The sequence below is a fragment of the Natrinema hispanicum genome (assembly GCF_004217335.1).
GTDB classification, from domain to species: Archaea; Halobacteriota; Halobacteria; order Halobacteriales; family Natrialbaceae; genus Natrinema; species Natrinema hispanicum.
In genome coordinates, this window is sequence record NZ_SHMP01000004.1 from 86,315 (window position 1) to 100,135 (window position 13,821).

A 13,821-nucleotide genomic window follows, 5' to 3' on the forward strand; every position below is an offset into this window, starting at 1 on the left:
GAGGGTGCTCATCGCTGCTCGACGAGCGCGTCGGTCTTGCTCCGCACCCGGATCGGCTCGTGGTCCGCAGCCAGCGTCTCCGCCGCGGCGCGTTTGCTCCCTGTCTCCGCGTAGATGGTATAGAGGTCGTCGCCGGGCTCGACCGGGTCGGCCGTCGACGTGTGGATGATGAGCCCGGCGCGGCTGTCCTTCGGTGCCCCTGCCCGCCGCGCGAGGTCACAGAGCTGTCTGTTGTCGACGCTCGTCACGACGCCAGCGCGGTCGGCCTGCACGGTCGTCGATTCGGATCCCGGCTCGAGGTCGTCTGGTTCGACGTCCGGATCGCCGTCCTGTGCCGCGACGATCTGCCGAAACCGATCGAGTGCTGCCCCAGACTCGAGGAGATCGGCTGCCGACGCGTCGACGCCACAGTGTGTGAGGAGCATCTCGGCCAGCCGAACCGACTTCAACCGGAGCGACTCCGGGCCGTCGCCGTGCAAGACGGCGAGGACGTCCCGTGCCTCGAGGACGGGACCGACACCGTGACCGATCGGCTCCGTCCCGTGGGTAATCGCACAGGTGACTGCCACGTCGAGGTGAGCGCCGACACGCTTGATGTCGTCGGCGAGTTCGCGGGCGTCGGCGAGGCTCTCGACTTTCGCACCCTCACCGTAGGGAATGTCGATCACGACGTGTGTCGAGCCGGCACTGCGCTTTTTCGAGAGCACCGAGGCCATGAGTTGGCCCGGCGGGTCGATCGACAGCGGGTTTTCGGCGCGGATGATCGCGTCGTCGACCGGCGAGAGGTCGACGCCGCCGCCCCAGACGAGACAGCCGTTGGCCTCGGCCACGATCGACTCGATTTCGGCCATCGAAAACTCGACGTCACAGAAGACCTCTACGACGTCTGCGGTTCCGGCTGGCGAGGTCACGGCACGCGAGGAGGTCTTTGGCATCGTCAGACCAGCGGCTGCGACGATCGAGACGATGATCGGCGTGACACAGTTGCCCGCCACGCCGCCGATCGAGTGTTTGTCGGCGACGACTGGCGCGTCCCACGAGAGTTGCCGGCCGATGTCGGTCATCGCCCGCGTGAGGTGTTTGGTCTCCTGTAAGGAGAGCCCGTTTGCATACACCGCCGACACGTACGCGCTCAGTTCGATGTCAGACAGCCGGTTTTCGTGGATGTCCTTGACGATCGCCTCGAGTTCGTCGTCCTCGAGTTCGATATCGTTCAACTTCTTGCGGACGTACTGGACCGATCGGGGCGTCCCGGCGAGTGTCACGTCGACGGGACCGCGAACGTGGTGCAGCGGCTCAGTCACCCCGAGGACGCCCTGCTCGACCAGTTCGTCGGTTACTTTGACGATCCCCGTTGTCGTGCCGTTTTCGTCGATCCGGAGCCGATCGAGCGGGTGTGCGCCGAGCTCGGTCGCATCGATTGTGTTCAACAGAACAAGTGGCCGGGTCGTTCCGATATCGATCCGGGTGGTCTCGAGTCGCATTCGTCCATGCTAAACGCTACCAATAATCAAAACGATGTGGGACGGGTCTCGCGCCCCTGATCGTGGCGAGTCGTCGCCGATGACCGACGGTATCACGGCACAGTCCTCGCGAGTGATCAGTGGGTGGCGCTACTAAGACAGCAGGCGTCGAACGGAGACTATGTCGGAATCGAACCTCGTGTCCATTCCGGTCGACGACGTCGAACTCGAGGGGAAACTCGTCGTCCCCGAGGGGGCGAACGGACTCGTCGTCTTCGCCCACGGGAGCGGGAGTAGCCGGAAAAGCCCTCGCAACAACTACGTCGCCGACGTGATCCGACAGCGAGGGCTGGGAACGCTGCTGTTCGACCTGCTCACCGAAGCCGAAGACCAACGACGCGAAAACCGCTTCGACATTCCGCTGTTGACCGACCGACTCGTCGCGGTCACCGAGTGGCTGCGAGACCGCCCCCAAACTGCACCGCTTCGGTACGGCTACTTCGGCTCGAGTACCGGTGCCGCGTCGGCGCTGCGCGGAGCGGCCCGCGACGCGACCGACATCGATGCCGTCGTCTCCCGTGGTGGCCGCGTCGATCTCGCGACACCGTTTCTCGAAGACGTCACAGCCCCCGTGTTGCTCATCGTCGGCGGCAACGACATGCAGGTGCTCGACTTGAACCGCGACGCTGCCGACGCGCTCACTTGTGAAACCGAACTGCACGTCGTCGAAGGCGCGGGCCACCTCTTCGAGGGCCCGGGCCAACTCGAGGAGGTCGCCGACGTTGCTGCCGACTGGTTCGAGGCAAACCTGGGATAGTCGACTGACACTGCAGAACCCGTCTCGGGCGGCGTCACTCGTGCTGGGACTGGTTCCTGTCACTGGGTCCCGGCGGGACCGCAGGACGGTCGCGGCCGGCCGGCACTGACTGACAGCAGACTGCCTGAGTCGCTTTCGATAGACGAGCCACTATATTCATTACTTCAGGGAAGCTAATACAATTGTGGGTCGACCCCACGCGCTGTCGCCCGCGAACCACGGTGGCGGGACGCCCAGCCCTCCACCGCACTTGTGCCATTACATCACGTCCAAATCACTCGTGAGTGGTGATACTCGAGTGAGTCTCGAGTCGTTTTTACAGAACATTTCACCATACAGTTCTGATTTATATACTTCTCAGATCCGTTATGAATCGGAACCGATCGATGCGATCATAGTAACACTCAACCCACATCACGAAGTCGACCACAGCCCCACTACCGTTCCCGCAAAGCCGCCGAACTGCCGATCTTCAGCCTGTCCTTCGGAAAACGGCCCTCGTACATCGTCGACGCAGCGACACTCGACGCTGGCCGAGAGTGAACTCGGATCGGCTCGATCACGAATATAACTCTAAAACGAGAGTTTAGAATATGTCTATTGTTTCTGCCACGTTCTGTTGGTCTCCAGCAGGACCTGCTGGTCTCGCGGCTGAACTCGCGTGTCTTTTCGCCTACCGGTCGGGTGCGTTCTCGCGAACGAACTCGATCGTCTCTTCGATCGACGTTCCGGGGCCGAAGATCGCCGCAACACCTGTGTCCTTGAGTTCGTCGCGGTCCTCATCCGGAATGACGCCGCCGGCGAGCACGAGCGTGTCGTCTTTCGCGCCGTATTCTTCCAACCCATCCATGATCTTCGGGACGAGCGTGTCGTGGGCCCCGGAGAGAATCGAGATTCCGAGGACGTCGATGTCCTCCTGGACTGCGGCCTGAACGATGTCGTCTGGTGCCTTGTGCAGTCCGGAGTAGATGACCTCGAAGCCGGCGTCACGGAACGCTCGAGCGATGACGTGTGCGCCACGGTCGTGGCCGTCAAGACCGACTTTCGCTACCATGCATCGAATCGTCCGCTCATCGTTCTCGGTACTCATGGACCGCGATTCGAAGAGGAGGTGTATGATTCTATCGGAGTCAGCTAGTTTAGCCGTTGAAACGACGGTCTCGCCTGGGGAAAGAATTAATTTCGGATAGATGGATGGTACCATATGACAATTCGCGACGCGACGACCGACGATATCGACGCTATTCAGCGTGTAGCACACTCGTCATGGGAAGCCGACTACCCTGACATTTTGAGCCGTGAGTCGATTCAGGAAGGGGTCGACGACTGGTACACCGAGGCGTTGATTCGCGACTCGATCATCTGGTCGCAGGCACTCATGCTGGTCGCCGAGCGGGACGACTCGATCGTTGGGTTCGCACACGCCACGTTCGAGCCGGACGAACACACAGGGGACGATCCTCCGCGTGTACGTCGATCCCGACCACCGCGGTGAGGGAATCGGGAGCGATCTCCTGACCGAGACCCGCGACCGGCTGTTCGAGCAGGGCGTCGAGCACATCAACGCGATGGTGCTTGCAGCAAACGACGTCGGCAACGAGTTCTACCAAGCGTTTGGCTTCGAGCAGACGGCAACCGAACCAGTCACGATCGGCGACGAGCGCTACGAAGAGTGTACGTACTCCCTCGACGCGTCCGAAAGCCAGTGACCGAAGGCCGTCTCAGACTGGGCTGATCTCCTCGCGGTAGGCACCGTGGTGGTCTTCGAAGACCTGCATGATCTCGCCCATCGTCGCGTAGGCCTTGACGGCGTCGACGATGGACGGCATGACGTTCTCGTCGCTCGTAATTGCAGTCCGACAGCGCCTCGAGCGTGGCGTCGACTGCTTCGTCGTCACGCTCGGCTTTGACCTGCTCTAAGCGCTCGAGCTGGCGGTCCCGAGTCGTTGCGTCGACGTGTAACAGCTCCGGCGAGGTGTCTTCCTCGATGGTGTACTCGTTGACGCCGACGACGACTTCCTCGCCGCGCTCGACGCGTTGCTGGTACTCGTAGCTCGCTTCCTGAATCTCGCGGTGGTAGTAGCCCTGGTTGATGCCGTTGAGGACGCCGTCGCGGACCGAGCCGTCGCCCATCTCCTTGATTTCCTCGAGATAGGCCATGATCTCGGCTTCCATCTCGTTTGTGAGTTTCTCGATGGCGAACGAACCCCCCAGCGGATCGACGATGTCGGCCGCGCCCGACTCCTCGGCGATGATCTGCTGGGTGCGCAAGGCGACGCGGACGGCTTTCTCGCTTGGCAGCGCCAGCGCCTCGTCGAAGCTGTTGGTGTGTAGCGACTGGGTGCCGCCGAAGACGCCGGCCAGCGCCTGGAATCGTCACCCGGACGATGTTGTTCAGCGGCTGTTGGGCCGTCAGCGACTGGCCTGCCGTCTGCGTGTGGAACTTCATGCGCTTGGATTCGGGTTTGTCTGCGCCGTACCACTCGTCCATCACGCGAGCGTAGACGCGACGTGCGGCTCGGAACTTCGCGACCTCCTCGAAGATCGAGTTGTGTGAGTTGAAGAAAAACGACAGCAACGGGACCGAACGCATCGATGTCGAGTCCCCGCTCGAGACAGTCCTCGACGTAGGCAAAGCCGTCGGCGAGCGTAAAGGCGGCCTCCTGAGCCGCGGTCGACCCGGCTTCACGGATGTGATAGCCCGAAATCGAGACGGGGTGGAACTTCGGCGTCTCCTCGACGGCGAACTCGATCGTGTCCGTGACGACCTCGAGGGAGGGTTCTGGCGGAATGACCCACTCTTTCTGTGCAATGAACTCCTTTAACATGTCGTTCTGGAGCGTGCCCCTGATCTCCTCGCGGGGGACGCCCTGCTGGTCGGCCAGCGCGATATACATCGCGTAGATGACCGCCGCCGACGGGTTGATCGTAAAGGAGGTCGACACTTCGCCGATGTCGATGCCGTCGAACAGCACCTCCATGTCCCGAAGCGTGTCGACGGCGACACCTTCCTTGCCGACCTCGCCTTCGCTCATCGGGTGGTCCGAGTCGATCCCCATCAGCGAGGGCATGTCAAAGGCCGTCGAGAGGCCGGTCTGGCCCTCGTCGATCAGGTAGTGAAAGCGCTCGTTGGTCTCCTCTGCGGTCCCGAAGCCGGCGAACTGGCGCATCGTCCACGTGCGCCCGCGGTACATCGTCGGGTACGGCCCCCGCGTGTACGGCGGCTCGCCAGGGAAGCCGAGATCGTCCTCAAAGTCGAGGTCGGCGATGTCTTCGGGCGTGTAGAGGCGGTCGACCTCGTGGTTCGAGACCGTCGCGAACCGGTCTTTGCGTTCCCCGTGTTCCAAAAACGGCTCGAGCGTCTCCCCTTCCCACGATTCCCGTTGCTGGGCGATCGCTTCCAGCTCTTCTTTGTCGAACATTGTCTAACGTATAGATGCAACTCTTCTAAAGTGTTGCCCCGGTCAGGGTGGCTGTCCGGTGGCATCGATGATCGACAGCAGGTGTGATGTTCGTATATTCGTCACACGGTATCTACTACCAATAGTAACAAAAGCTATAAGAACGGCACCTCTGATTAGCAAGGTATGGGTGTTAATTACACTACAGAAGTAGACAGCTTCGAGTGGGACATTCCGGATTCGTACGCGATCACGTCGGTCGTCGCAGACCACGCCGCGTCCGTCGGTGATCGTGTCGCCGTCCGGTTTCTAGACGATGAGGGAACCCGCGAGGAACGAACCTACGCCGACATTCGGGACGACATGAACCGTTTTGCCAACGGCCTCGAGTCCCTCGGCGTCGGCGAGGGCGACCGCATCATGCACCTGTTCCCGCGCCATCCCGATGCCTTTGCCGTCCAACTCGGCGCGCTGGCGACCGGCTCGCTGCTGGTCCCTTGTTCGTCGATGCTGCGCTCGAAGGACATCGAGTTTCGGGCAAACGACTGTACCGCGACGAGCATCGTCGTCCACGAGTCGCTGACCGATATGGTCGAGCCGGTGCTCGAGGAGACGCCCCTCGAGCGGGTCATCGTCCTCGACGGCACTGAAGACGACCTGCAGGGCGAAGGGTGGACGACGGTCGCGGATGTCATGGCCGAGGAGTCGACCGACTACGACGGCCCCGAACTGGCCGCCGAAGACCCGATGACGATCAACTACACCAGCGGGACGACCGGCCAGCCCAAGCCGGTCCTCCACAAACACCGCTGGCAGTACTGTTTCAACCGGATCAACGCCCCCTACTGGTGGGGTATCGACGAAGAGACGGATCTCGAGGATGAACTCCTGTGGGCGACGACCGGCACCGGCTGGGCGAAGTGGTTCTGGAGCCCAGTCGGTGTCGGCCTGACAACGGGGGCGACCCAACTCATCTACGACGGCGAGTTCGAACCCGACACCTTCCTCGAGATCATGGAAGCGGAAGGGGTCACCAAGCTCTGTGCCGTCCCCACGCAGTACCGGATGTTCGCCAACGCCGACCTCGCAGACTACGACGTGCAACTGAACGACGCGCTCTCGGCAGGCGAACCGCTCAACCGCGAGCCGATCGAGCGCATTCAGGACGCCTGGGGCGTGACCCCGCGCGACGGCTACGGCCAGACCGAGACCGTCGCGCTCGTGACGAACTACCCCGGAATCGACGTCAAACCCGGCAGCATGGGCAAGCCGACGCCGGGCGTCGGCGCGACGATCATCGACGTCGACGACGAGGACGAAGTCGAGGCCGGCGAGATCGGCGAGATCGCCGTCCCGGTCGACTCGCCGGCGATCTTCGACGGCTACTACGAGAAGCCCGACCTCGACGAGGAGAAACTCTCCGGTGACTACTACCGCACGGGCGACCTCGCCTCCCGCAACGAGGACGGCTACTTCTTCTTCGAGGGCCGGGCTGACGATATCATCATCTCCTCGGGCTACCGCATCGGCCCCTTCGAGGTCGAGGACGCGCTCGTCAGCCACGACGCCGTCGCTGAGGCCGCCGTCGTCGACAGCCCCCACGAGGAACGCGGCAGCGTCGTCAAGGCCTACGTGATCCTCGCCGAGGGCTACGAGGGCAGCGACGAGTTGAAAGACGAACTGCAGGCGTTCATGAAAGCGGAGACGGCTCCTTACAAGTACCCCCGTCGGATCGAGTTCACCGACGAACTCCCCAAAACTTCGAGCGGGAAGATCCGCCGCGTCGAACTCCGCAAAGAAGAACAGAAGAAACACGGCCTGTAGCGGGCCGACGCCCGCTCGAGTGCGGTTTCTGTCGCGGTTCAGACTCGGGCGCTTACTCTGCCGGACGGAAGACGATCGTTTGCTCGTCGGTCGTCTCGTTCGATTCGACGGTCGCGGTGACGCGGTCGCCGATTTCGACGGCCGCCTGGTCGATACCCCGCACGACGCCCGTAAGCCGGACGCCGGCGAAGTCGACGACGGCGGTGACGTAGGGCGCGTCGTCCTCGAACTGTGGCGTCGGCACGAACACGGTCGTGTGCGTGACGATCTCGCCGGACGGTGGCAGGTCCCGCTCCGCGAGCTCGCGGTCGCCACAGTGGGGGCAGGCACGCCGTGGGGGCAGCAGGCCGTGCTCGTTCTCGCAGGTGAGGTAGTAGCCCTCGCCCTCTGCAAGCGCATCGAGGAAGGCGTCGTACTCGCCGTTGGTCACGTCAGTCATTATTCCATCACCTCCAGAACGTGAACAGTCGCACTGGCGACCGTCCCACCGGCGTTCTGGGCAACGCCGATCGTCGCGTCGTCGTCGACGGCGTCGGCACGCGGATGCGTGCCATCGAGCAGCGTTGCGATGGCCGCCACCTGTGCGGCCCCGGTCGCACCCACCGGATGGCCCTTCGCTTTCAGGCCGCCCGAGAGGTTCACCGGCAGCTCACCATCCCGGCGCGTCTCGCCACGGCGGGCCGCTCCGATCGCCTCACCGTGACTGTAGAGCCCAAGCGCCTCGAGCGCCAGCACTTCCGCGATGGTAAAGCAGTCGTGGACTTCAGCGATGGCGATGTCGCTGGGCTCGATGCCGGCGTCGTCGTAGGCTTCCTCAGCAGCGTCGCGGGTTGCAGGCGTCCGCGAGAGCGACTGGCGATCGTGCAGCGCCATCGTATCGCCGCCGTGGCCGGCTCCGGTGATCGCAACGTTGGCGTCAAGGCCGTGCTCGTCGGCGTACTCCGGCGAGGTCAAGACGAGCGCGGATGCCCCGTCGCTGATCGGACAGGAGTCATAGAGGGTAAAGGGAGACGCGATTTCGGGCGCGCCGAGTGCGTCCTCGACCGTGATCTCCTGTTGGAGGTGTGCGTGGTCGTTGACCAGCGCGTTGTCGTGGTTTTTAACCGCGATGTGAGCCAGATCCTCGTGGCTCCCGCCGTACTCGTCGAAGTAGGCGCGTGCCATCAGCGCGTACGCACCCGGGAAGGTGACACCCGACCGGACCTCGTAGAGGTCGTCGGCTGCGCCGGCCAGTCCTTTGGTCGCCCCGGCCGTCCCCATGTTCGTCATCCGCTCCATGCCGCCGGCGACGACGACGTCAGCCTCGCCGCTTCTGATCGCTCGCACCGCGTCACGCACCGCGACCCCGCTCGAGGCACACGCGCTTTCGATTCGGCGCGAGGGAGCGGTCGTCCCGAGCGCCTCCGCCATGAGCGGTCCCTGGTGCCCCTGCCCTTCCGAGAGGGTGCCGACGAAGTTGCCATAGAAGAGTTCGTCGACGTCCGCGGCCGGGACGCCGGCATCCTCGAGGGCGGCAAGGCCGGCTTCCGCGAACATGTCCCTGCCCGTCCGATCGGGATGCGATCCAAACGACGTCATTCCTGTTCCGGCGAGTCGTACCTGCGACATTAGCTACCAGAACCACATATCAGTTCGCGCGGTATAGCTGTGTCGGACCACGACCACACGTTGCAACTGTCGTTTCCGCCACTGACGAGAGTCGGGACATTTACTACGACAGTCCGACCACCACAGAGTGATGGTTTCAGATCTAGAGACGATCGACCGTGTCGGCGTTGTCGGCGCTGGCACGATGGGCAGTGGTATCGCACAGGTCGCCGCAACCGCGGGCTACGACGTCGTCATGCGCGACATCGAACAGGAGTTCGTCGACAACGGCTTCGAGACGATCGACGACAGCCTCGGCCGACTCGTCAACAGGGACGCGCTCACCCAAGACGAGGCCGACGCGGCCCGCGACCGGATCACGGGCACGACCGACCTCGAGGATCTTGCCGACTGTGACGTCGTCGTCGAAGCTGCCCTCGAGGATCTCGAGGTCAAACGTGATATCTTTGCCGACCTCGATGCGGTCTGTCGTGACGATGCCATCCTCGCGACGAACACGAGTACGCTCTCGATCACGTCGATCGCGAGCGCGACCGAGCGGGCGACTGACGTCATTGGCCTGCACTTCATGAACCCGGTGCCCGTGATGGAGGGCGTCGAGATCGTCACCGGCGAGAAGACGGCCGACGAGGTCACGGAACTGGCCCACGCCTTCGCCGAGGATCTCGGGAAGACGACCTGGGAGTCCGACGACAAACCCGGTTTCGTCACCAACCGTATCCTGATGCCCTGGATCAACGAGGGTATCCGGGCCTACGACGAGGGCGTCGCGACGAAAGAGGACATCGACGCGGGGATGGAACTCGGCACGAACGCCCCGATGGGGCCGCTGACGCTCGCCGACCACATCGGGCTGGACATCTGTCTGCACGCTTCCGAGACGCTCCACGAGGAGTTAGGCGACCGCTACAAGCCGGCGTACCTCCTCAAACGCAAGGTTGAGGCCGGCGAACTCGGCAAGAAGACAGGGAAAGGCTTCTACGACTACGAGTAACGACTCGTTCTACTCGCCTAAGTGCCGTGAGATAACTTCTTTCTGTATTTCAGAGGTTCCCTCGTAGATCGTGGTGATCTTGGCGTCGCGGTAGTAGCGCTCGACGTCGAAGTCCTTGGTGTAGCCGTAGCCGCCGTGGACCTGCACCGCCTCGTCCGCGACGTCGACGGCCGCCTCGCTGGCGAAGTACTTCGCCATACTCGCCGCCTGTGGATCGAGCCCGTCGTCGTTCTTCTGGGCAGCGTCACGCGTCAGCAGGCGTGCAGCCTGAACGTTCGTCTGCATGTCCGCGAGCTTGTGGGCGATCGCCTGATGCTCGATGATCGGCTCGCCGAACTGTTCGCGCTCGTTGGCGTAGCTCACAGCAGCGTCGAGGGCCGCCTGGGCGACGCCGACGGCCTGGCTTGCGATCGCGATCCGGCCACCGGTCAGGATCGAGAACGCAGACTTCAGCCCGTCACCGACTTCCGTCAGGCGATTCTCTTCGGGAATCCGCACATCGTCGAAGATCAGCGTCGTGGTGTCGCTGGCACGCAGCCCGAGTTTGTCCTCTTTTTTGCCAACCTCGAGTCCCGGCGTGTCCTTGGGCACCAAAAACTGCGTCACGGTGTTGGGATCGTCGCGGTCGGTCTTGGCAAACAGGATGACGACGCCCGCACGCTTGCCGTTCGTGATCCACTGTTTTTTCCCGTTGATAACGTACTCGCCGTCCTCGAGCCGGGCCTCAGTGCTCATCTCCGCCGGGTTCGAGCCAGCGTCGGGTTCCGAGAGCGCGAACGCACCGACCGGGCGGCCGTCGACCATTTCCGGCAGCCACTCGTCTTTGTGTTCCTGGGTGCCGAACTGACGGATACACGAGGTGGCCAGACAGTGGACCGACAGCGCCGTCGCGACCGCCAGGTGGCCGCGTGCTAGTTCCTCGTTGACGATGCTGTAGGTCACTTCGTCGGCGTCGAACCCGCCGTACTCCTCGGGGACCGTCAGCCCGGTCAGATCGAGCTCCGCGAGCCCATCCCAGACGTCCTCCGGAAACGTCTGGGCCTCGTCGTGCTCGTCGACCGTCTCGACGACCTCTTTCTCGACGAAATCGCGGACGGTATCCTGTATCAGCTGCTGCTCGGCTGTCAGCTCCATACCGGAGTGTTCGAGAGCGGGGTAGTAAAGTGTCCGATTCCGTCATGCAACCCTCGTCGATGCCGGTGTTACCGCTCGAGACTCCGGTGTGGCCTAGATAGGTAACTAAAAATACTGCCTCCCGAGAGGGGTATGTATGACAGTTCGGCAGTCAAGAGAGGCGGCAGTCGAATGTATCGACGACGGCGATACGGTCGGCGTCGGCGGCTTCGTCGCCGTGGGCATTCCCGAGTACATTCTCGAGGCGCTCGGTGAACGGTACGCCGAAACGGGCCATCCACGTGATCTCACGCTCTACCATCCAGCTGCAGAGGGAGACCGACAGGGCCGCGGGCTCTCGCATCTGGTCCAGGACGGCATGCTCGAGCGCACGATCGCGAGCCACTGGGGCTTTACGCCCGACCTCATGGCAAAAATCGTCGACAACGAGATCGAGGCCTACAATCTTCCCTTTGGCGTGATGGATCACATGCTCCGCGATACCGCCGCGGGCAAGCCCGGCACGATCAGCCACGTCGGGCTGGGAACGTTCGTCGATCCTCGCCAGGACGGCGCGAAGGCCAACGACATCACCGACGATGATATCGTCGACCTCATGACCATCGACGGTGAGGAGTATCTCTTCTATCACTCGGTGCCGATCGACGTGGCGATCATTCGGGGGACGACGGCCGACGAGAACGGTAACATCACCATGGAGCGGGAAGCCCTCGACTCGAACGTGCTGGCGATGGCCCAGGCTGCCCACAACTCCGGCGGCACCGTGATCGCCCAGGTCGAGCGCGTCACGGAGTCGGGCACGCTCACCGCCCGCGACGTAGCCGTCCCCGGCGTCCTGGTCGATTCCGTCGTCGAAGCGCCGCCGAGTCACCACCAGCAGACGTACGCGGAAGACTACAATCCCGCCTACAGTGGCGAAATCAAACAGCCGACCGACGACGATCGCGAGCCGCTTCCGCTCGACGTGCGCACGATCATCGCCCGCCGGGCCGCGATGGAACTCGAGCCGGATTCGGTCATCAACCTCGGCGTGGGCGTTCCGGAACTCGTCCCGGTCGTCGCGGCCGAGGGCGGCGTCGACGACGAGATCACCCAGACCGTCGAGTCGGGACCGGTCGGCGGCGCTGCCTCCGGCGGGATCAGCTTCGGGACCGCGGTCAACCACGAGGCGCTGGTCTCGTCGACTCAGCAGTTCGACTTCTACGACGGCGGCGGCCTCGATATGGGATTTCTGGGCATGGCACAGGTTGACGTGATGGGCAACATCAACGTCAGCCGGTTCGGCTCGCAGCTGCCCGGCTGTGGCGGCTTCATCAACATCACCCAGAACGCGGAGAAGGTCGTCTTCTGTGGCACCCTGACGACCGACGGCCTCGAGATCGAGACCGGCGACGGCGACCTCTCGATCGAACGCGAAGGGTCGAGTCCGAAGTTCGTCGACTCGGTCGAGCAGATCACCTTCAGCGGTGAGTACGCCGTCGAAATCGACCAGCCGATCGTCTACGTGACCGAGCGCGCCGTCTTCGAACTCACTGCGGAGGGACTCGAGCTCACGGAAGTCGCGCCGGGAATCGACGTCGAAACCGACGTCGTCGACCAGCTGGGCTTCGAGCCACTCGTTGCCGATGACCTCGCGGAGATGGATCCACGGCTCTTCGGCGACGAGCCATTCGACCTGACCGACGCGATCTAGATCTGGATCGAGACCTCCTTCTCGGTGCCTCGAAGCAGGAACCGTTAAGCGAGATTACTTCAAATACCTGTTCTATGGTTGCATACGACAACCTCTCTATCGATCACGACGATGGCGTCGCAACGGTCACGCTCGAGAGCACGGCCGGGCGAAACGCACTCACGCTCGAGATGGCAAACGAGCTGGTATCGGCGGCGACGACGCTCGGCGAGGACCCCGAGACGCGCTGTATCGTTCTCACGCACGCGGGCGATTTCTTCGGCTCCGGTGCCGACCTCGGTGCTCTCTCCGGCGACGAATCCGACGCGGCACATATCCGGGAGCTGGCCGGCCGAGCCCACGAGGCGATCGTCCAGTTCCATCGGGCGGAGACACCGGTCGTCGGCGGCGTCAACGGTATCGCCGCCGGAATCGGCTTCAGCCTGGCGCTGTTTCCTGACCTGCTCGTCCTCGGCGAGGACGCGACGCTCAAGTTCGCGTACCCGGGGATCGGCCTGACCGGCGACGGCGGCGCGACGTTTTTCCTGCCGCGGCTAGTGGGACTGCGAGCCGCCAAAGAACTCGTCCTGAAAGACGAGCCCATCAGCCCCGAGGCGGCCCGCGAGTTGGGACTGGCCAACGAAGTCGTCCCCACCGACGAGTTCGACGACCGGCTGGCCGAACTCGCCGCCGAACTGGCAGCCGGGCCGACTCAGGCGTTCGGAACGACGACGCGCCTGCTGACCGACAGCTACGAGCGCTCGCTCGAGCGACAGCTCGCAGCGGAGACGAACGGTATCGCAGCTGCGACGCGAACGGAAGACTACGAGCGCGGTCTCGAGGCCTTTTTCGGCGACGACGACCCCGACTTCGTCGGCCGCTGAGCGTTCAGGTCGGGTGTAAACGAG

At 63.3% G+C, this 13,821-nt stretch carries 10 protein-coding genes and 4 pseudogenes; 6 read left to right on the top strand and 8 right to left on the bottom strand.

The window, feature by feature from the left end; genetic code table 11:
• Positions 1–8 precede the first annotated feature (8 nt).
• Positions 9–1,484 carry an AMP phosphorylase gene (locus BDK88_RS07480; protein ID WP_130499898.1) on the bottom strand — a complete coding sequence of 492 codons (1,476 nt, stop codon included), beginning with the start codon at positions 1,482–1,484 and terminating at the stop codon, positions 9–11.
• Positions 1,485–1,644: 160 nt separating this feature from the next.
• Here BDK88_RS07480 and BDK88_RS07485 point away from each other — a divergent pair, with 160 nt between their 5' ends.
• Positions 1,645–2,280: a dienelactone hydrolase family protein gene (locus tag BDK88_RS07485; RefSeq protein ID WP_130499899.1), complete on the top strand. Its 636-nt coding sequence runs from the start codon at positions 1,645–1,647 to the stop codon at positions 2,278–2,280.
• Positions 2,281–2,953: 673 nt separating this feature from the next.
• Here the strand turns inward: BDK88_RS07485 and BDK88_RS07490 are convergent.
• Entirely contained in the window at positions 2,954–3,370 is a 417-nt protein-coding gene (locus BDK88_RS07490; protein WP_092930945.1) for a cobalamin B12-binding domain-containing protein, read from the bottom strand.
• 114 nt (positions 3,371–3,484) lie between these two features.
• Here BDK88_RS07490 and BDK88_RS22285 point away from each other — a divergent pair.
• Positions 3,485–3,989, top strand: a pseudogene (locus BDK88_RS22285) (N-acetyltransferase family protein).
• A 202-nt stretch (positions 3,990–4,191) separates the two neighbouring features.
• Here BDK88_RS22285 and BDK88_RS22050 read toward each other — a convergent pair.
• The 3 pseudogenes from BDK88_RS22050 to BDK88_RS22060 all read right to left on the bottom strand — a co-directional run.
• Positions 4,192–4,644 (bottom strand): annotated as a pseudogene (locus BDK88_RS22050) (methylmalonyl-CoA mutase family protein); the annotation flags it as partial.
• 67 nt (positions 4,645–4,711) lie between these two features.
• Positions 4,712–4,873, bottom strand: a pseudogene (locus tag BDK88_RS22055) (methylmalonyl-CoA mutase family protein); the annotation flags it as partial.
• Positions 4,854–5,702 (bottom strand): annotated as a pseudogene (locus BDK88_RS22060) (methylmalonyl-CoA mutase family protein); the annotation flags it as partial. The pseudogenes BDK88_RS22055 and BDK88_RS22060, both read right to left, overlap by 20 nt.
• A 165-nt stretch (positions 5,703–5,867) precedes the next feature.
• Here BDK88_RS22060 and BDK88_RS07505 point away from each other — a divergent pair.
• Entirely contained in the window at positions 5,868–7,505 is a 1,638-nt protein-coding gene (locus BDK88_RS07505) for an acyl-CoA synthetase (protein ID WP_130499900.1), read from the top strand.
• 52 nt (positions 7,506–7,557) lie between these two features.
• Here the strand turns inward: BDK88_RS07505 and BDK88_RS07510 are convergent, their stop codons facing one another.
• Together BDK88_RS07510 and BDK88_RS07515 are read right to left on the bottom strand one after the other, a co-directional pair.
• Positions 7,558–7,944, bottom strand: a complete 387-nt coding sequence (locus BDK88_RS07510; RefSeq protein ID WP_130499901.1) for a Zn-ribbon domain-containing OB-fold protein — start codon at positions 7,942–7,944, stop codon at positions 7,558–7,560.
• Complete coding sequence (locus tag BDK88_RS07515; RefSeq protein ID WP_130499902.1) at positions 7,944–9,113, bottom strand: thiolase C-terminal domain-containing protein; 1,170 nt, start codon at positions 9,111–9,113, stop codon at positions 7,944–7,946. Before BDK88_RS07515 ends, BDK88_RS07510 begins: the two co-directional genes overlap by 1 nt.
• Before the next feature lie 130 nt (positions 9,114–9,243).
• Here BDK88_RS07515 and BDK88_RS07520 point away from each other — a divergent pair, with 130 nt between their 5' ends.
• A complete protein-coding gene (locus BDK88_RS07520) occupies positions 9,244–10,107 on the top strand; it encodes a 3-hydroxyacyl-CoA dehydrogenase family protein (RefSeq protein ID WP_130499903.1) in 864 nt (287 codons plus the stop codon).
• A 9-nt stretch (positions 10,108–10,116) separates the two neighbouring features.
• Here BDK88_RS07520 and BDK88_RS07525 read toward each other — a convergent pair whose 3' ends face one another.
• Positions 10,117–11,241 (bottom strand): acyl-CoA dehydrogenase family protein, encoded by a 1,125-nt coding sequence (locus BDK88_RS07525; RefSeq protein ID WP_130499904.1) that lies wholly within the window; start codon positions 11,239–11,241, stop codon positions 10,117–10,119.
• Between the two features lie 136 nt (positions 11,242–11,377).
• Between BDK88_RS07525 and BDK88_RS07530 the strand changes: the two genes are divergently transcribed.
• Both BDK88_RS07530 and BDK88_RS07535 read left to right on the top strand, forming a co-directional pair.
• A complete protein-coding gene (locus BDK88_RS07530) occupies positions 11,378–12,934 on the top strand; it encodes an acyl CoA:acetate/3-ketoacid CoA transferase (protein ID WP_130499905.1) in 1,557 nt (518 codons plus the stop codon).
• A 74-nt stretch (positions 12,935–13,008) separates the two neighbouring features.
• Complete coding sequence (locus tag BDK88_RS07535; RefSeq protein WP_130499906.1) at positions 13,009–13,797, top strand: enoyl-CoA hydratase/isomerase family protein; 789 nt, start codon at positions 13,009–13,011, stop codon at positions 13,795–13,797.
• Positions 13,798–13,821: the final 24 nt, after the last annotated feature.